Genomic DNA, 18370 nt, shown 5'->3' on the forward strand with positions numbered 1-18370 from the left:
GCTGCGAATTAGGGTGGTACCACGATAACTCTCGTCCCTTACTATGGAGATAGTATGTGATTCGGGAGTTTTTTTGATGCCCGAAAACCATAAAGCGACTCCGCATAAGGCCTTTGGTTGTCAGTTTGGTGCAAAATACTATTTTATTCCTTTTCTGCGTCAATGCGTTATCACACTAGTGTTTCGACCGCTCTCCTGTACTTTTTAGAAGCATTTCAAGTTTTTTCATGTTCTTTATGGAATGTATTTCAGTTTGAAGTACATCCTGTCCATAAAAGAAGTTAACTTTGAGGAGGAAACCAAATGTTTAAAGTGTTAGTATCCGATCCAATCAGTGACCTGGGCATTCAGCAGCTGATGGATGCAGACGATGTCACGGTGGACAAGAACACAGGTCTCAGCGAGGATGAATTGGTTCAAATTATTGGTGACTATGACGCATTACTCGTCCGAAGCCAAACCCGGGTAACCGAACGCATCATGGCGGCAGGTAAAAACCTCAAGGTTGTCGGACGTGCCGGGGTCGGAGTGGACAACATCGACCTTGAAGCAGCAACACAACGCGGGATTATCGTTATTAATGCTCCTGACGGCAATACCATTACGACATGTGAGCACACTTTTGCCATGATGATGGCACTGGCTCGCCATATTCCACAGGCTTACGCTAAAACCATCGGTGGTACATGGGATCGTAAAACATTCCTCGGTGTCGAACTGCGTAACAAAACACTTGGAGTCCTCGGCATGGGACGTATCGGCAGTGAGGTAGCTAAACGCGCCAAAGCATTTGGCATGAGCATCCTCGGTTATGATCCGTTTCTGACTGAAGAACGCGCTGAGAAGCTGGGCATCAAGCTGGCCAGCGTGGACGAAATTATCCGCAACGCAGATTTCATGACCGTACACACGCCATTAACACCAGAAACCAAGCATATGATCGCACGTCCGCAGTTTGAAGTGATGAAAAAAGGAATGCGCATCATCAACTGTGCCCGAGGCGGAGTTATCGATGAAATGGCACTTGTTGAAGCCATTGATGAAGGTATCGTTGCCGGTGCAGCCTTTGACGTATTCGAGTCGGAACCACCAGCACAGGATCATCCGTTCCTGAGCCATCCAAAAATTATCGTTACACCACATCTGGGTGCATCGACTGTCGAAGCTCAGGAGAACGTGGCGATCGACGTGTCTGAGCAGGTGCTGCATATTTTACGGGATGAGCCGTTTAAAAATGCGGTCAACATGCCTCCAGTACCATCCAATGTCATGACGCAATTGCAGCCATATTTCTCACTCGGAGAGAAGCTGGGCAGCTTTGCCGCTCAGATCACCAACCAGGCTGTACGTGAAATCCAGGTGGATTACGCTGGCGATTTGTCTTCTGTGGATACACAGCCGCTCACACGTTATATTTTGAAAGGCGTACTTAGCCGTCATCTGGGCAGCGATGTGAACATCGTAAACTCTGTGCATCTTGCCAAAACTCGTGACGTTCATCTCATCGTCTCTCAGGCGCCTGCCACCAAGGGCTTTACCAACCTGATCACCGTTACGCTCAAAACGCAAAGCGGCGAAGAACAACGTGTTTCCGGCACCCTGCTCGCAGGCTATGGTGAACGTATTGTTCGGTTGAACCAGTTCCCGGTAGATGTGGCACCGGAGGCTCATTTCCTGCTCATCTCACACAATGATAAACCCGGCATTATCGGCCGTGTCGGCACCTTGCTTGGGGAGAACAGCGTCAACATCGCTTCTATGCAAGTAGGTCGTAAAATTGTAGGCGGTGAAGCTATCATGATCCTGACCGTTGACAAAGCTGTGCCTAAAGACGTACTGATTCAACTCGTAGGCTTGCCAGAACTGAATACTGCCCAAGAAGTAGTGCTGGATTAGTTCCAGTCAGTGTGAAAACTTCCTTGGTTTTATTTATAAAGAGAGGCGCCCGGCTACCGAGGCGCCTTTTCTTATACCCTTATCTAACATAGAAGCATCCATCTTGAAACTGAATGTTCCACGTTGAACAAGATAAATGTTGATTTTTCAACAAAAAGCACCCTCTTCCGAGGATGCCTGCAAACTGGGACATATGAGCTGTCGTTATAAGCTTGTTACAGAGCCCTGTCTTGTTTTATTGGAGATTGGCAGCAAAATAGTAAATTCCGTCCCTTCTCCCAGTACGCTAGCAGCTGAGACAGAGCCTCCGTGAGCCTCTACGATGTTTCTAACAATGGCAAGCCCCAGCCCAGTTCCTTTGTCCTCACCACGTACTCTAGCCTTGTCTGCCTTGTAGAAGCGGTCAAAAATATAAGGTAGATCCTCACTGGCAATGCCCACACCTTCATCTTTAATACGAATGCGGATTAACTCATTCCGTTCTCCCCGAATTTGATCCGCCGCAATGGTAACTTTTTTCCCGGAGGGTGTATGTCTGAACGCATTATCCAGCAAATTGGTCAGCACCTGCTCCAGTCGGTCTTCATCTGCCTCAGGCAACAGCAAGTGTTGATCTGACTCATAATAATCGAGTGTCAGTCCCCGTTCCTTGGAACGAACCGTAAATTTCCGGTGAACACGCTCGATCAGTTCATTCACATCCACTTCCTGACGGTACATGTCTGTATGACCTGCCTCCATTCGGGCCAGATCCAGCAGATCCTTGACTAATCTTCCCATACGCAATGATTCATCGTGGATAACCTGTACTAGCTCCTCAGACTCTTCCGGTGAACCTGCCATGCCGTCCAGCAAAGCCTCACTGTATCCCTGCATCATAGATAAGGGTGTACGGATTTCATGGGATACGTTGGCCACAAAATCGCTACGCATCTTCTCAAGTTTTACTTCTTCCGTAATATCTCTAAGTACAGCTACTGCACCACGAATAGCGTTATCTGTATACAGCGGCGCCATTTGCACTGACCACGAGCCCTTCTTGACATGGATGTAGTCTCCGACATCCTCGCCTCTGTCCATAACCGTATGGAACAAAGGCAGCAAAGGCTCAGGCACAGAAGCTCCGAATTCCTCCAGATCACGCCCCTGCCACTCCAGCTTTTCCCAAATATCCAGCAAACTTTGTGCAGGCGGATTCGTCAAGATGATTTGTCCACTTCTGTCGAAGGTAAATACGGCATCAGACATACTTCGCAGCACACTGGATAAGTGGTTTTTCTCCTCATTCAGACTGCGGATCGTCGCTTCCAGTTCCGTAGACATATGGTTAAAAGTTTTCGCCAGCTCTCCAATTTCATCGCTGGTCACCAGCGAAAGCCGAGTATCATACCTTCCCTCACGGATGGCATTCGCCGCCTGAATCAACAGCTGCATAGGCTGTGTGATTTTAGTAAAAAGAAATAGAGCAAAAAAGGTCGTCAATAAAAATCCGACAATACATGTATAGGTGAATAAATGCTTGATCTCCGTCGATTCATGTGCTGCAAAATTTCTGTTGATGTACGGCAATAAAAAAAGCCCCAGAAAAATAAGCACAGAACCTACAAGACAAATGATGGTGATCCACAGCTTGCCTACCAGCGATCTCCAGAAGTTCACGTTATTTTGGAACCTCCAGCTTATAACCTACGCCCCATACGGTCGTAATCATAGCCGCTGCCTCTGGCGATACCTTATTCAGCTTTTCACGAAGCCGTTTCACATGCGTGTCCACGGTGCGTAGATCACCAAAAAATTCGTAATTCCAAACATCTTTCAGCAGTTCTTCGCGTGAGAAGACTTTATCTGGCGACACCGCCAAATAATGCAACAGCTCGTACTCTTTAGGCGTTAGACTGATTTCAATTCCGCCTGCAGTTACCCGGTGTGCATCATGCTCAATAATAAGATTTGGAAAAACAATACTATTGCTTGGCACAGCCTCTTTCGTTAAAAAAGCAGTCTCCGACGACCGTCGTAAAATTGCCTTTACCCGATAAATGACCTCTCGCGGGCTGAAGGGCTTGACCACGTAATCATCAGCTCCGACTTCGAAGCCTTGCACGCGGTTCACTTCCTCGCCTTTGGCTGTCAGCATAATCACAGGTGTAGATTTGGTTTGGCGCAGCCGTGTACACACTTCAATCCCGTCCATACCCGGAAGCATCACATCGAGCAAAATAATACTGTAATCGCTTGCAGTCGCTTTTTGGAGAGCAATCTCACCATCCTCAGCTTCTTCAATCTCGTATCCTTCTTTTTCTAGATACATCCGCAGAAGGCGGCGAATGCGTTCTTCATCATCTACAATTAATATGCGGTTGCTTTGTTCTGACATATTCCCAGCCCCTTCGCTAAAAAAAGCATTCTCTCTATTTTACTATTTTCCCGTGCTTGGTCAAACTTTACTCTCATCCAATAGTCTCTTTACGCCAAAAAGGCCGGGGTTATGACCCCCGTCCTGTCCGTTTCTTTTTCGTGTTGTCTGATTTGGCAAGTTGAATGAGACGGTTGATTTCGTCCTTGGTTAGGGGTCTGGTGAGACCACGCTTCAAGTTTTGCAGCAATAGATCCCCAAAGGCAATCCGCTTGAGTCTGATGACTGGGTGCGAAATGGCCTCAAACATCCGTCTTACCTGGCGATTTCTGCCTTCATAAATGGTAATCTGGATCACAGATTCCTTACCGTCCGGATCTACATCCTTATATTCTACCTCGGCCGGTGCAGTAATGCCATCCTCCAGCACGATTCCTTTTTTCAGCTTGTCCAGCTCAGTACCGTGCGGAACGCCTTTGACTGTAGCCACATACGTCTTCGGCACATGATGCTTGGGATGGGTGAGCAGATTGGCGAACTCTCCGTCATTGGTAAGCAACAGCAGCCCTTCGGTGTCGTAATCAAGACGTCCGACTGGATATACGCGTTCTTTGACGCCTTTTAGATAGTCAGACACAATTTTGCGACCTTCCGGATCGGAAGCGCTTGTAATGACCCCTTTGGGTTTGTTCATCATCAAATAGATTTTTTTCTCAGTTTTGATCGGGCGTCCCTTTACTGTAATCATATCTTGATCAGGGTCTGCTTTCGTTCCCAGCTCAGTTACGGTAACCCCGTTTACTTCCACACTGCCCGCCTGAATAAGCTCCTCACATTTGCGTCTGGAAGCTACACCGGCTTGGGCCAATATTTTCTGCAATCTTTCCATGTTCGCTAATTCACCTCATGCTAATGATACCCATCCATGAGCAAAATCACAACCCCCGTTCAAAAAACGATGCAAAATTCAAAATACAAGCAAACAAATGGCAATAGCCGCCACAAAACCAACCACATCTGAAAATAGTCCCACCTTCAAGGCATATCGTCCATTGCGGATACCTACCGCACCAAAATATACAGTTAATACATACAGCGTCGTATCTGTGCTGCCCTGAATCGTTGAAGCAATCCGACCGATCATGGAATCGGGACCATAAGTGCGAATTAGATCCGTCGTGAACGCAAGTGAACCAGTGCCCGTCAATGGACGGAGCAAGCCTAAAGGCAGCACCTCGCCAGGTACGCCCCAGTTTTTAATCCACGGGGTTACCCAGGATATTACATAGTCCAAAGCGCCGGATGCTCGAAAAATGCTAATCGCCACCATCATGCCTACAAGATGAGGAATAATGCTGATGGCGGTAGAAAAGCCGTCTTTGGCTCCATCTACAAAAGAATCGTAGACAGGGACCTTTTTGGCATATGCATATAAAGGAATAAAAGCAAGAATAACCGGGATGGCCCAAGTCGATACGAGGTTAATAAAATTCAGCATGCCTCCCTCATCCTTTCCAAGTGGTGTCCCTGCCCTTTGTAGCTGTGATTCCCGTTCGCGGCACGGCAGGTGAAGATATGGGCGGTACATGTGAAGAAGCCACAGATGTTGGTGCTTGCGAGGTACGTGGCGCCAAGGAGGTCTGGGATGGCGGATTCGCTGGAGGACGGCGGCGCAATTCTCGACTACGATACCAACGATCCGCCGCAATGGCAGCAAAGGTGGCTATTGCGGTCGCCACCAGTGTCGTTCCGACGATTTCTGCTGGGTGTGCGGAATGAAAATTTAGCCGAATGGCGATCAACGTAGTAGGAATAAGCGTAATGCTGGCTGTATTCAGCGCGAGTAGCGTACACATGGCAGGTGTAGCGGTTTGCTTATCAGGATTGAGTGTTTGTAACTCTTGCATCGCTTTGATCCCCATGGGCGTTGCTGCATTCCCCAGTCCGAGCAGATTGGCGCTCATATTGGACAAAATGTAGCCCATAGCGGGATGATTACGCGGAACATCAGGAAAGAGAAAAGCGACCAAAGGAGAAAGCAGCTTAGATATTTTCTGCAAGAGCCCACCGTCTTCAGCCAACCTCATCATGCCCATCCAGAATACCAGCACACTTATCAGTCCAAAGCATACTGTAACACCCGTAGTTGCCCCGTCAAAAGCCGCCTTCGTTACCACCTCTATATTTCCCTGTGCGGCTGCAAATACAAATCCTATACAAATCAAAGCCACCCATATGAGATGAATCATGACTGATTCCCCCTTTTCCCAATGATGTGACACCGCAGCTTTATAGCATCAAGCCTACTTGCCTTATGATCCGAACAGATTTTTAAGAATTTCATTCCATTTGCTCGTCCAACCTCGTGGCTCAGTATGGTTTGCAGGAACTTGTGCAGTCGGAGCCTCCTGCTGTGGCTGTACAATAGTATGAGTAGGCAGCTTACTACCTTTTTCATATACAGGAACAGAACCGATCAATTTACCTTCCAGTAAAAATTCGACCCGTCCTCGTAAACCAAAAGACACGTCAGCTCTATCCGCCGAAGCGGAATTTTTAAACAACACCAGTCTTTTGTGCAATTGAGTCTTCTCACCATCATGTAGAGGATAAGAGAAACTCGCCCCTGTCAAGAGGGGGTAACCATCAATAGGCTGCTGCTTGTCCGTAATCGGAATGAGAGGATAATATCGAAAGCCGTAATCAAGCATACGGGCATGGTCATTCCAATCGTCCCCGTCATTCAAGGTAACAGCAGCGAGCTGGCGCCCCTCACGTGTGGCCGAGCTGACCAGGCAACGAAACGCTTTTTTAGTGAAGCCTGTTTTTACACCGTCAGCTCCCTCATACAGCCGCAGCATTTTGTTTTTATTATGCCATGAATAGTCCCAGGAATCGTTGGGGTTCGGTGCTTTCTTCAGTTCTGTTTTTACGATACGGGCAAAAGTTGGGTTATGCAGCGCATAAGCAGTGAGCCGGGCCATATCGTTGGCTGAGGAATAATGTCCATCGGCATCCAGCCCATGAGGATTAGCAAAATGCGTATGGTTTAGCCCAAGCTGAACCGCCTTGTCATTCATTAAATGGACAAACCCCTCCTCTGTCCCCCCAACATGCTCGGCAATGGCAGAAGCTGCATCATTACCCGAACGGAGCATTAAGCCGTATAGCATATTTTCCAGCGTCATTTGTTCACCCATTTGCAGAAAAAGCGAGGAGCCTTCTTTGGCATACGCCGTTGAACTCACTTTTACTCGGTCCTGCAAGCGTCCATGTTCAATGGCTACAATCGCAGTCATAATTTTGGTTAGGCTAGCTATTCGGAGCTCCCGGTCACCTTCGGCTGAATATATGATCCGTCCTGATGTGACATCAATTAAAGAAGCAGCCTGTGCATGAGTTCCTAACGCGGGCGGTGTTGCTTCTGTTGTCACCGCTCCCAGAACAGGCTGTGGACTCAGCAATGTAAGCGGCAATGACAAAACAAGCATAAGCGCTAGCGGCAAAACAAATGCGCGTGCCTTATTCTTAAAATGGCTGTGGTCCGCATGGATATGTTGTTTTTTTTTAAACATTTGGATTCCTCCGGTTTTGAGCAAGTCTTGTACCATTCTATGTCCAAGCTGTTCAAAGTATGTCCACCTTTATAACAGAAAATTCCTTGTACAGGACAGTCATTAGCCGCTCCTCTTTTGCTTTCTTTCTATGTTAACCAAGCAACTTGCACTCCTGAACACATATAATATTAGTTACTAAACGTTAAATATGAATCGGGGGGTTACAACATGCAGCGATTACAGTTTGAAATGATTTTAAGATCGCGGATTGTAGAATCCGCACAAGCATTGCATCAAAGTGGTGTATCCTTCGCCACTTTTGCTACCGCGCGTTGCAACCCACAATTTTGGGAGTTAACGGAAAAAGGCGGTTTTCGGATCAAAGCAGGTGTCACTCCGGCGCAAGGGATCAGAGATATCTTTATAAACGGTCAACAATACGCTTTTGAATGTGCAACAGCAATGGTTATTGTGTTGTACAAAGGAGTACTGGATTCCATTCTAGAAAGTGAGTTTAATCAGATTTTTGCAGATATGCTGTTGTATGATTGGCACTATGACAGTGATCTCAGGCTTATACAACAGCAAGGCAGCCATAAAGCGGTTCCTGGGGACATTCTGTATTTTAACAATCCAGATGTGTCGTCCGATGCATTGGAATGGAAGGGAGAAAATGTCATCAAACTGAAGGAAGATTCTTTCTATGGCCATGGGATTGGCATCTTGCCGGCTCAAGGTATTATTGATTCTCTTAATCAACATCGTCGCCCGGATGCCACGGTATCTGCTTATATGACGAATGAAGTGATCTACCCTGACTTCGTTTACCTATCCCAGTTCGCACCCGAAGAAAACCGAAAAAATGAACTATCAGTGAATACATTTTATTACCAAGAATTCAGTCACTGTATACATGCTGTCATTGGTGGAAGGCAGTATATTCAGGAATAGAGGCCGAGTTGATACTAAAAAGAAGGTATTCCTAGGCCACGCTCGGCTTGGGGATACCTTCTTGAGAGCACACTTTTAATTTCAATAACTTTTACAAGTAAGCCGGTCCAGATTGACTTTGGTCAGTATTAGCATTTGCAGGTACCTGTGGAGGTGGAGTCTGCATGTTGCTGCCTGAATTCTGGAAGATAGACTGAACCTTATCGATCAGGTATGGTGTGGAGTCGATGATTTTCTCAAACAGATGCGTTTGATTGTCCAGCGGAACGATTTGTGCTCCCTGTTTGCCGACAACTAGAAAGGCAATGGGATGAATAGATACACCACCACCGCTACCGCCACCAAAAGGATGTACTTCCTTCCCACTATGATTACCGGATGCTGAGGAAGTATGGAGCGCCTCTTCATCTACGTTAAAATCACTTCCCCCGGCTGCGAACCCAAATCCTACCTTACTGATTGGCAAAATAACGGAACCATCGGGTGTTTCCACCGCGTCTCCCACAATCGTATTCACGTCCACCATGGCCTTGATATTCTCCATCGCGGTTTGCATGAGCCCTTGAATCGGATGATCTGACATGTTTTATTCCTCCTCTGCTTATCTCAAGCGTAGACTGCTTTTCTTTCGCTATTGTGCGCAAAGGTTCAGGGAAATATGTATGTCAATCCTCTACACTGTTTATTCCTCACTGCTGGCTTGTTGATTCTCAGGATTTTTGGAAATAACCCGCTTCCATGCCTCTGGTCCTCCCGGAACACGCCATATGCGGAAAGCTAATCTGAGCATGGAAAAGATTAAATAACCGAGCGATATTTTTGCTTCACAGTTCAAGATGGTAGTAAAACGTAGTCGGTCCACCCAATAAGGCACAACAAACACCTTTGGGGTACAGTCCATGCGCACAATGCTGGAAGCAAAACCGATCAAGGTCGTTTTTAGCCCCCATAACATACCAGTTGAGGTCGCTGTATAAGCTGCGTCAGCCAGACTAATATTGGTAGACCACTCCATTTTGGACACTGTTACATGGGCCAATGTATGTCGCAGCCATCGCTGTAAAGATTGTGTTCCCTTGAGCAAAACCCGTATATCATGTATAAATTGCTTGATTTTTTCGATATCAATATTTCCGCTATCCACAGAAGCATCCGTTTTATGTATGTTTTTATTGCGGTCAAGCCGATAGAGAAGCCCTTTTTTCAAACCTGTTATGAGAATGGCTGGAATATCGTAATCCATTTTGACCAACCCGTACAGAATTCTGATCTCTAGATGCGCCCGATCATCATTGTCATGCTTGGCAATTTCCAGCTTCAATCGAATACGAGAGAGCAGAATAGCCAGTACGATGAATATAACGATGATGGTGGCGATACTGATCCATTTCCACACTGGCGAGTCCTCCCTACCCTTTTGCTATAGAATATCATGGCAAAAATAGTATGACCCTTCGGCGGAAAATCATGCATCTTAAAATGCCAAACAGCCAGCCCTCAACAACGTAAGGACTGGCTGTCTTTTTAATTTTATGAACTTAGGATTCCAGATCCGAATCGTTCTCTGCAGGCTGGCTGCTCTCCAGACGCTCGAACAATAGCTGTGTCTCTTCTTCCAAATTGTCTGAATCCTCGAACTGCTCCGGTTGCGGCAGATCTTCGAGAGAGCCTAGACCGAAATAATCCAAGAATGATTTCGTCGTTCCATACAATATTGGTCGTCCGATGGCTTCAGCTCGACCTTTCTCTTCAATGAGCTCCTTGTTGACCAGTGTATGTATGGCCCGCTCGGATTTGACTCCCCGAATTTCTTCGATTTCAACTCTTGTAATGGGCTGGCGATAGGCCACAATAGCCAGTGTCTCCAAAGCAGCTTGAGACAGTGAGGCACGTGCCGGAGAGTAGGCGAGCTTTTCAAAATAGGGTGCATGTTCGGATAAGGTTGCAAGCTGATAATGACCAGCAATACGGACAAGCTGCAGGCCTCTTCCTCCCTGCTCCATGTCCTGTTTCATATCCTCCAGACACTTTTCAACCAGCTCTTGCTGCTGCTCTACAATGTCGGCGATCTGCTTGGTGGACAACCCTTCCTCTCCCGCAAGAAACAGCAGCCCCTCAATAATTGATTTCAGCTTCAGATAATCCATTAACCCGTAAATCCCCTCTCCACTCCATTACAATATCATCGAAAAGCTTCTCCTGATAACAGAAGATTTGCTTCATTTTCATCAATTCAAGGATAGCCAAAAAGGTTACAACCACCTCATGCCGATACATGTCCTCATGCATCAGCTTGGAGAACAGCAGCCGTCCTCCAGTCCCCACCATCTCTAACGCCCCGATAACTTGCCGGATACGGTCCTTGACTGAAATTTCGTCCCGATGAACACGGGTTACCGTCGTACGTCGTTCAGCTTTGCGCAATGCACGCTGAAAGGCCGCGACCAAATCACTTGCATGCAGCCCATGCACCGGATTCGCGGGTTCGGTTGGCAAGAATGCGCTCAAATCTTCCGGCTCCTTGCCATAAATCAGACTCCGTTCCCACTCACGTTCACTCAGGTGGCGAGCAATCCCTTTGTATTTGCGATACTCCACCAGCTTGCGAACCAGTTCCTCGCGTGGATCATAGTCCTCTTCTTCATAATAATCCAAATCGTCATATTCCATCACAGGTGGCTTGGGAAGCAACAATTTACTCTTAATGGATAAGAGCGTCGCCGCCATCACTAGAAACTCGCTTGTAATGTCCAGCTCCAGCTCCTGCATACTGTGCAAAAAAGCCATGTACTGATCAGTAATATCGCTAATCGGGATATCCTGAATGTCAATCTCGGCTTTATCAATCAGATGCAACAGTAGATCCAGCGGACCCTCGAATGTTTCCAGCTTGTAATTTACGACTGTCAATGTGCTTCCCCCTGCCTTACTCCAATCATCATTCAACAATACCTTTCCCCATTAGCACTTATGCTCTACGTTATCAATCCCTCTTTCTGTAGTATATACGTCATCGCCTTGCTTAACAATCCAATCCCTTTTCCACTTTGCAGTTTATGCCGTTCTTTCAGCCATTTATATCATTAGAACTGCTTACCGAGATTGGCCATTTCAATCGCAGCCAGCGCAGAATCCCAACCTTTATTACCAGCCTTCGTACCTGCTCGTTCAATAGCCTGCTCAATATTTTCCGTAGTCACTACACCAAAAATAATGGGGACACCCGTTTTCAGACTGCTTGCCGCCACACCCTTGGCCACTTCATTGCAGACGATATCATAGTGTGAAGTAGAGCCACGGATAACCGTGCCAAGCGTAATGACGGCATCATATTTTCCGCTTGCAGCCATTTTTTGTGCAATAAGTGAGATTTCAAATGCACCCGGCACCCATGCTACATCAATTTCATCTTCCTGTGCACCATGTCGTTGAAGTGCGTCAAGCGCACCACTTAACAGTTTGCTTGTAATAAACTCATTAAATCTGCCCACCACAATACCATACTTTAAACCACTTGATACAAGATTACCTTCCAGAAAACGTGCCATGCTTATCAACCTCTCTTTTTTTTGAATTATTTACAATGACAAACGACGACGGTATTCAATTAAATGTTGAATGCTAATCAGCTTCAATTGATGTCGCTTGGCGATCACGGCCAAATCAGGCAAGCGGGCCATTGAGCCATCTTCCTTTATAATTTCGCAAATGACCCCGGCGGGCTTGAAGCCGCTGAGTCGGGCCAGATCGACAGCCGCTTCAGTATGACCAGCGCGTTGCAAGACCCCACCATCGCGAGCAATTAGCGGGAACATGTGACCAGGTTTGCGGAAATCGCTGCCCGTGATTGCTTCGTCGGCTAAGGCGCGAACAGTCAAAGAGCGCTCGGCCGCTGAAATCCCCGTTGTTGTCTTCATATGATCTACCGATACCGTAAAGGCGGTACCGTGAAAATCTGTGTTTTGCTCTACCATAGGATGCAATTCCAATGCCTCGGCTCTGTGCTGTGTGATCGGCACGCAGACCAACCCGCGACCTTCTGTAATCATGAAGTTGATGACCTCAGGCGATGCTTTCTCAGCCAAAGCGATAAAGTCGCCTTCATTTTCCCGCTGTTCATCATCCACTACAATAACGACTTTGCCGTTCTTTAAATCCTCCAATGCTTCTTCGATGGAATCCAATCGAATCTCTTCGTCATGGTGCAACTCGCCCTGCTCCATGATATTTGTCGTCGCACTTGTTTGGATGCCTCTATCCATAACCCTCTCCTCCTTATGTCTTATGTCACGAATGCTCCTGAACCAAATTTTCTATCATTCTGTATCAGGCTGTATCAAGCAAAGCCGTGTTTCGCCAAATAGTCCAAACTAAGAGGAGCTTGATCTGCTCTCTTCATCGGTACTGAACCTCTGTAATGTAAAAGCTGCTCCACATATTTGCCCAATATGTCGCATTCAATATTCACAGTGTCTCCTTCACGTTTGGCTTGTAAGGCCGTTTCAGCTAAGGTGTGGGGGATGATGGATACGGCAAAGCTATCTCTCGTACGCTGCGCGACTGTGAGGCTGATACCATCAATTGTAATTGACCCTTTGAGGAGAACATATTTAAATAATGCTTGATCAGAAGGCTCAACTTCGAACACAACTGCATTCTGGTCTGATGTTACTCCGCGAATCGTACCCGTCCCGTCCACATGTCCCTGTACGATATGTCCTCCGAACCTTCCATTCGCCGCCATCGCTCGCTCCAGGTTGACTCGGCTGCCGGATCTGAGTTCCCTTAGATTACTGCTGCGAAAAGTCTCTGGCATCACATCAACCTTAAAATCTTTAGTACCAATCTGTATTGCCGTCAGGCAAACCCCATTTACCGAGACACTATCGCCGATTTTCAAATCGCCCAATACCACAGAACCCGAAATCCCCAGCACCATCGCTTCACCGCTTTTGGAAATACTTTGAATGCGACCCACTTCCTCGACCAATCCGGTAAACATGCTTTCACTCCTTTCCACTACATTTCAGTTTATCCCTAATTCATCTGCTGTAAGCGCAAATAACCCCCAGTCAGGATTCAATCCGTCATGGGGGTGATGAGAGTCACATATGTAGTATACAAGCGCAGTTCATGTATGTCTTAAAATGACATGAAATCATAGGTTTGCCAAAAGAAAGCATGATCGAAGATACAGCAATTACGCTCAGAACGTTATCAAAAAGAAAGCTAAAAAAAGCTATCGTCTGATGCTGTCCTACAACGAAATAAGCCGTACGTACTTTTAAGTATGCTAAAAATTGGCACATGCCACGTCATGCACATGCGCTTCGTATCCTTCTCCCATCCAGACTATACTGTCGGTCCCGGAATTACACCAGGTCCACCTTCTGCTGATTGTTCAGCATCCGGGTCACGGACTAAGCCATGCTGTGTTCGCAGAAGCGATTCACAAACATGTCATCACCGCCGGTGGGGAATTTCGCCCCGCCCCGAAGGATCTTGCTCTTATTTAATTGAATTAACATTAAACTTGTTACGTATATTAGCACCGACTTCAAAAAAAAGCAAGTTATCTAATAGAAGCTCCTGCTTTGGTTTTGACATATTGGCTGGAGAGTTCTTCAAACCAGGTTTTATCATTCATATGAAGTGCCAGATCAATCAGATCGGCCAGTTCGTCGACTCCAAGCTGTGTATCATGGTCAAAGGTAATAACGGCCGAAGCGACAGGTCCTCGCTCTCCCTCAGAACATGCTTCATAATCCAGTCGCACATCCACATGCCCATCAATAAACTCGCATTTTAAAAAATAAATAATTTCACACATTAAAATAGGGCGCACTTGTGTTTCTAACACACAATCCATCACCTTGGCAGAATAATGCTGGTTCGTCAGCGTGAATTTGTGTTCTGTTGCCGCCAGCGATGCTCGTCCAAAATCATCCGTAAACTTGAGTTCCACTGGCGTGATGTTCATAACCTTGGGGATTTGCTTCTTTATAATTTCAATTATTTCAACTGTATTCAGCTTAATCATTACCTGCACCTCATTGCATCTTAAAATTCAGAAGAAAACTTTATAACATGCCTTCTATAGGCCTCCACTCCTATATCGGAAATCATTACCTGTTTTTTTATGCCTCAGTCCATAAACGCAAAAAAAGATTCCTTGCGCAGCAAGCGCAAGGAATCTCAATCGAACTGGTGCCGAAACAGCGGCTAACAATGTTACACGATTATTATGCAAAAAACAGAATTATAACTCCGAAATTTCATGTTTCTTTTTCAGGATAGTCCAGCGACGCTCAATCTCCTGCTCAAAGGTAGCCAGCGTTGCTTCCTCTTTGAGAAGATGCTTCGTTTTACCCATTAATTTCAGCCATTCTGCGGCTGGAATCCGTTTTCCCTTGTCTTCCGGATTGTACGTAATCGTCGTGCTTCCCTGCTCGATTTCGTACAAAGGAAAGAAGCAAGACTCAACTGCGGCGCCTACGATGCTAGTACCCAGTCTGTCTTCGGATTTCCAGTTGAGCGGACAGGCGCACAGAATTTTACCATAAGCCGTACCGACGTTGTTGGCATACCATTGAGCCTTGGCCGCTTTGCGCAGCATATCCTGCGGATGACTTTCGGCTGCTGTAAAGGCATACGGGATGTTACAGGCGGCCATGATTTGCACGGTATCCTTATGATGCCCTTGCTTCCCTTTTTGCATTTTTCCTACACCCGATGTACTGGTCATATGCCCCATTGGAGTGGAGTATGACTGCTGCGAACCTGTATTCATGTACCCCTCATTATCATATTCCAGCATAATCAGTTTATGGTTACGCAGAGCCGCACCAATCGCAGAACCCATACCAATATCCATCCCGCCGTCACCACTGATCATGATAAAGGTTGGATCATCCGACATCTCAATTTCATTACGTCGCTTCATCTCCATGTAAGCTTCCAGCGCACCTGAAAGGGTAGCGGCCCCGTTTTGAAAAAGATTGTGGATCATCGGTTGCTTGTGTGATGTATATGGATACCCTGTCGTCACCACATAAACGCAGCCAGTCTGGAACAGTACGACAATATCGCCTTCAATTCCTTTAAAAAATAGCTCAAGTGCAGACAAGGCTCCACAACCAGGACAAGCCCCATGCCCTGGTGTAAGACGGCGTGGTTTGGTTGTCAACGAACGCAGAGGTGGTACCTTGACTTTGAGCTTCCCGGTCGCCTCGTCCGGCGTAACCTGAATCAGACCCGTACGGTATGCATTGCCACGTGGTGGCTGCATGACTTTCGGCATCACTTTGTCCGGTGAACCCGGATTAATCCCGTAATAATCAAAGGGCTGCTCCGCACGTCCAGCCTCTGCCGCCTGAATCGCAAGCTGGAAGAACGCCTCTGCATCTTCCGCATAAAAATCCTTACCACCCAAGCCAAAGATACGGCTTAATACGATGGTTTGGTTCAGTGGGTCCTCTTGTAACGCCGCCTTGATTTCATGCGTCAAATTACCACCATCTGACCCGTACGAATCTGCACGTTCACCCACCAACAGCGCCTTGACATGGCGCAATGCCTCCCGCAGTTGTGCAGCTGGGAATGGCCGGATGATATTCGGACGAATCACACCGGCTTTAATGCCGCGCGTGCGGAGTTGATCTGCCACATCCTTGGCCGATTCAGCCGCCGAATTCAGCAGAAATACCGCAACCTCAGCATCCTCCATATGATACAGGTCCAAAATGGGATATTCCCGACCGGATAAAGCGGCATATTCTGCTGCTACCTTCTCATATACTCCTTCTGAAAGCTTCAACGCTTCGGACAGTTGAACGTGATTATTCGTCAGATCATCGCCGTTCATATGCGCCCCCACAGTGACAGGATGATCAAAATCCGTAATATTCGGATAATTTAGGTTCGGGTTGGGGCCTACAAAATCGCGTACGGTCTCTGCATCGGCAAAATATTGCACTTTACGTTTTTGATGGGACGTATAAAAACCGTCGTATGCGACCATTACAGGCAATCGTACATCGCTATGCTCTGCAATTTTGAGGGCCATAATGTTCATATCATACACAGCCTGTGGTGTACTTGCCGTCAAAATGACCCAGCCTGTATTCAAACCATAATACAGGTCCGAATGATCCCCCCGAATATCCAAGGGACCACTGACAGCTCTTGTCACCAGATTCATAACCATAGGAAAACGGGTACCTGACTGGACAGGCAACTGCTCCAGCATGTACAGGAAACCTTGCGAACTGGTGGCATTGACAACCCGTGCTCCGGCCGCCGCAGCTCCATAACAAATCCCTGCCGATCCATGTTCTCCATCTGCTGCAACCAGCTTAATATTATGCTGACCACGCGTTTTCATTTGATCCAGATACTGTGCTACCTCAGTCGATGGCGTAATCGGGAAATATCCCATCATATGATAATTGATCTGCGCAGCCGCCGTAGCTGCCATTTCATTACCGGATTCGAATGTTGTCACTTGTGCGGCGCCCGTCTGTTTGAGTTCTTCCTCTAGCTTTGCCATTACGCACGCCCTCCTTCATATACTGGAAATTGGTGGGCAACGCGATTCTGCTCCGCCCAGCCCCATTGTTCGCGACGCGAGCTTAATGCCCCCGACGGGCAAATATCTACACACTTCAGACACCCTTTGCAATACTGGTAATCAATTCCTTGCAAAAACGGCATCATTCTTCCGCGTTTGTCTGCTTGCTCTTCCCATACAAAGCAGTAATCCGGGCAAATCGAATCACACTTGGCACAATGAGTACATTTATCAGCTTCATACTCAGGTACATAACCCTGACGTGAACCACTAACATCTTTCGTCATGCTGTTGCCCTGGGTTGCAATAACGCCCCCCAGCAATTGAGTTTCGTACCCTAGCAAAGGCTGCGGACGTTCAAAAACCCGATCCTGCGCATCAGCAGTAACCGGATATACATGTAGTTGCATTTCTTCAAAACCACGATTAAACGTACGCAGATTAGGTTCCACTAATTGTGGATTTTTCTTTTCAAAAGTACTGCGAATAACCGATCTCATTGCTTCCGGGTCCAGGAAATCACAGACACGGAACAAGGCACCTAGCATGGACGTATTAAGTTTGGTCCGCTCTTCCAGTGCGATGCCCATCGCATCCACCACTGCTAATGTACCGGATACCAGTCCCAAATCAGCCCGTATTTCTTCTGCCGGACGTGTGGAATTTACCACTACAATCCCATCTGCTGGCAGGCCGCTGATTACATTTACCGTTTTGTATAACGTTTCATGGAAAATGCCTACCACATGCGGTTGCTCGATCGGACTGTGATCGCGAATATCCACCTCCGGCTCACAGAAGCGAACAAAGCTTTTAACTGGAGATCCCTTCTTTTCCGAACCGTAGGATGAGAAATTTGAAGCATTCAGTCCCAGACCAAGTACTCCGGTTTCGGCCAACATTTTGCCAGCCAGATTTGCGCCGAGTCCACCAATGGATTCCAGCCGGATTTCAAAAAATCCGAGTCGATTTGTGCGCGTTAAAATAGACAATGTGATAAGCCCCCTTCTTTTCCAACTCTTACTGAGCTTGAATACTCAT

18 protein-coding genes, 1 riboswitch and 1 other annotated feature (1 of these 20 only partly in view) are annotated in these 18370 nt (G+C 46.9%); of the genes, 2 read left to right on the forward strand and 16 right to left on the reverse strand.

Annotated features, from left to right (window positions below):
• Window positions 1-42, forward strand: a binding site (T-box leader); it begins 209 nt to the left of the window's first position.
• A 261-nt stretch (window positions 43-303) separates the two neighbouring features.
• A complete protein-coding gene (gene serA / locus EGM68_RS15170; protein ID WP_013371711.1) occupies window positions 304-1896 on the forward strand; it encodes a phosphoglycerate dehydrogenase in 1593 nt (530 codons plus the stop codon).
• Between the two features lie 204 nt (window positions 1897-2100).
• Here serA and EGM68_RS15175 read toward each other — a convergent pair whose 3' ends face one another.
• The 6 genes from EGM68_RS15175 to EGM68_RS15200 all read right to left on the reverse strand — a co-directional run bounded on the left by EGM68_RS15175 (window position 2101) and on the right by EGM68_RS15200 (window position 7827).
• Window positions 2101-3555: a HAMP domain-containing sensor histidine kinase gene (locus EGM68_RS15175; RefSeq protein ID WP_040103471.1), complete on the reverse strand. Its 1455-nt coding sequence runs from the start codon at window positions 3553-3555 to the stop codon at window positions 2101-2103.
• 1 nt (window position 3556) lies between these two features.
• Complete coding sequence (locus EGM68_RS15180; protein ID WP_013371713.1) at window positions 3557-4273, reverse strand: response regulator transcription factor; 717 nt, start codon at window positions 4271-4273, stop codon at window positions 3557-3559.
• Between the two features lie 109 nt (window positions 4274-4382).
• The gene (locus EGM68_RS15185; RefSeq protein ID WP_013371714.1) at window positions 4383-5141 is read right to left on the reverse strand and encodes a pseudouridine synthase; all 759 of its coding nucleotides are present in this window, start codon (window positions 5139-5141) and stop codon (window positions 4383-4385) included.
• Window positions 5142-5219: 78 nt separating this feature from the next.
• Window positions 5220-5750: a spore maturation protein gene (locus EGM68_RS15190; protein WP_014599983.1), complete on the reverse strand. Its 531-nt coding sequence runs from the start codon at window positions 5748-5750 to the stop codon at window positions 5220-5222.
• 7 nt (window positions 5751-5757) lie between these two features.
• Window positions 5758-6501, reverse strand: coding sequence for a nucleoside recognition domain-containing protein (locus EGM68_RS15195; protein ID WP_013371716.1), 744 nt, complete (start codon window positions 6499-6501; stop codon window positions 5758-5760).
• Window positions 6502-6564: 63 nt separating this feature from the next.
• The gene (locus tag EGM68_RS15200) at window positions 6565-7827 is read right to left on the reverse strand and encodes a D-alanyl-D-alanine carboxypeptidase family protein (RefSeq protein ID WP_129549515.1); all 1263 of its coding nucleotides are present in this window, start codon (window positions 7825-7827) and stop codon (window positions 6565-6567) included.
• A 210-nt stretch (window positions 7828-8037) separates the two neighbouring features.
• Here EGM68_RS15200 and EGM68_RS15205 point away from each other — a divergent pair, with 210 nt between their 5' ends.
• Window positions 8038-8760, forward strand: a complete 723-nt coding sequence (locus EGM68_RS15205) for a protein-glutamine gamma-glutamyltransferase (protein ID WP_129549516.1) — start codon at window positions 8038-8040, stop codon at window positions 8758-8760.
• Between the two features lie 91 nt (window positions 8761-8851).
• Here the strand turns inward: EGM68_RS15205 and ytfJ are convergent, their stop codons facing one another.
• The 10 genes from ytfJ to EGM68_RS15255 all read right to left on the reverse strand — a co-directional run bounded on the left by ytfJ (window position 8852) and on the right by EGM68_RS15255 (window position 18321).
• On the reverse strand, window positions 8852-9343 hold the full coding sequence (gene ytfJ / locus EGM68_RS15210) for a GerW family sporulation protein (RefSeq protein WP_013371720.1): 492 nt from the start codon (window positions 9341-9343) through the stop codon (window positions 8852-8854).
• A 99-nt stretch (window positions 9344-9442) separates the two neighbouring features.
• Window positions 9443-10156 carry a DUF2953 domain-containing protein gene (locus EGM68_RS15215; RefSeq protein WP_013371721.1) on the reverse strand — a complete coding sequence of 238 codons (714 nt, stop codon included), beginning with the start codon at window positions 10154-10156 and terminating at the stop codon, window positions 9443-9445.
• 142 nt (window positions 10157-10298) lie between these two features.
• Window positions 10299-10907: an SMC-Scp complex subunit ScpB gene (scpB, locus tag EGM68_RS15220; protein ID WP_013371722.1), complete on the reverse strand. Its 609-nt coding sequence runs from the start codon at window positions 10905-10907 to the stop codon at window positions 10299-10301.
• Window positions 10876-11670, reverse strand: a complete 795-nt coding sequence (locus EGM68_RS15225; RefSeq protein WP_040103467.1) for a segregation and condensation protein A — start codon at window positions 11668-11670, stop codon at window positions 10876-10878. Before EGM68_RS15225 ends, scpB begins: the two co-directional genes overlap by 32 nt.
• Before the next feature lie 173 nt (window positions 11671-11843).
• Entirely contained in the window at window positions 11844-12308 is a 465-nt protein-coding gene (gene ribH, locus EGM68_RS15230) for a 6,7-dimethyl-8-ribityllumazine synthase (protein ID WP_013371724.1), read from the reverse strand.
• Window positions 12309-12338: 30 nt separating this feature from the next.
• Complete coding sequence (gene ribB / locus EGM68_RS15235; protein ID WP_013371725.1) at window positions 12339-13022, reverse strand: 3,4-dihydroxy-2-butanone-4-phosphate synthase; 684 nt, start codon at window positions 13020-13022, stop codon at window positions 12339-12341.
• A 74-nt stretch (window positions 13023-13096) separates the two neighbouring features.
• Complete coding sequence (gene ribE, locus EGM68_RS15240; RefSeq protein ID WP_025675636.1) at window positions 13097-13762, reverse strand: riboflavin synthase; 666 nt, start codon at window positions 13760-13762, stop codon at window positions 13097-13099.
• Window positions 13763-14091: 329 nt separating this feature from the next.
• A riboswitch (FMN riboswitch) is annotated at window positions 14092-14264 on the reverse strand.
• Window positions 14265-14332: 68 nt separating this feature from the next.
• Window positions 14333-14800 (reverse strand): IDEAL domain-containing protein, encoded by a 468-nt coding sequence (locus tag EGM68_RS15245; protein ID WP_058829742.1) that lies wholly within the window; start codon window positions 14798-14800, stop codon window positions 14333-14335.
• 219 nt (window positions 14801-15019) lie between these two features.
• Entirely contained in the window at window positions 15020-17308 is a 2289-nt protein-coding gene (locus tag EGM68_RS15250; RefSeq protein WP_129549517.1) for a thiamine pyrophosphate-dependent enzyme, read from the reverse strand.
• The gene (locus EGM68_RS15255; RefSeq protein WP_013371729.1) at window positions 17308-18321 is read right to left on the reverse strand and encodes a 2-oxoacid:acceptor oxidoreductase family protein; all 1014 of its coding nucleotides are present in this window, start codon (window positions 18319-18321) and stop codon (window positions 17308-17310) included. The genes EGM68_RS15250 and EGM68_RS15255 overlap by 1 nt, the downstream gene beginning before the upstream one ends.
• Between the last annotated feature and the right edge of the window lie 49 nt (window positions 18322-18370).

This window comes from Paenibacillus sp. M-152, assembly GCF_003856555.1.
Classification (GTDB): Bacteria; Bacillota; Bacilli; order Paenibacillales; family Paenibacillaceae; genus Paenibacillus; species Paenibacillus polymyxa_C.

Coding starts and splice junctions, on each gene's coding strand:
- serA (WP_013371711.1), top strand. CDS start 304: ATGTTTAAAGTGTTAGTATCCGATCCAATCAGTGACCTGGGCATTCAG.
- EGM68_RS15180 (WP_013371713.1), bottom strand. CDS start 4,273: ATGTCAGAACAAAGCAACCGCATATTAATTGTAGATGATGAAGAACGC.
- EGM68_RS15185 (WP_013371714.1), bottom strand. CDS start 5,141: ATGGAAAGATTGCAGAAAATATTGGCCCAAGCCGGTGTAGCTTCCAGA.
- EGM68_RS15190 (WP_014599983.1), bottom strand. CDS start 5,750: ATGCTGAATTTTATTAACCTCGTATCGACTTGGGCCATCCCGGTTATT.
- EGM68_RS15195 (WP_013371716.1), bottom strand. CDS start 6,501: ATGATTCATCTCATATGGGTGGCTTTGATTTGTATAGGATTTGTATTT.
- EGM68_RS15200 (WP_129549515.1), bottom strand. CDS start 7,827: ATGTTTAAAAAAAAACAACATATCCATGCGGACCACAGCCATTTTAAG.
- EGM68_RS15205 (WP_129549516.1), top strand. CDS start 8,038: ATGCAGCGATTACAGTTTGAAATGATTTTAAGATCGCGGATTGTAGAA.
- ytfJ (WP_013371720.1), bottom strand. CDS start 9,343: ATGTCAGATCATCCGATTCAAGGGCTCATGCAAACCGCGATGGAGAAT.
- scpB (WP_013371722.1), bottom strand. CDS start 10,907: ATGGATTATCTGAAGCTGAAATCAATTATTGAGGGGCTGCTGTTTCTT.
- ribH (WP_013371724.1), bottom strand. CDS start 12,308: ATGGCACGTTTTCTGGAAGGTAATCTTGTATCAAGTGGTTTAAAGTAT.
- ribB (WP_013371725.1), bottom strand. CDS start 13,022: ATGGATAGAGGCATCCAAACAAGTGCGACGACAAATATCATGGAGCAG.
- ribE (WP_025675636.1), bottom strand. CDS start 13,762: ATGTTTACCGGATTGGTCGAGGAAGTGGGTCGCATTCAAAGTATTTCC.
- EGM68_RS15245 (WP_058829742.1), bottom strand. CDS start 14,800: ATGATTAAGCTGAATACAGTTGAAATAATTGAAATTATAAAGAAGCAA.
- EGM68_RS15250 (WP_129549517.1), bottom strand. CDS start 17,308: ATGGCAAAGCTAGAGGAAGAACTCAAACAGACGGGCGCCGCACAAGTG.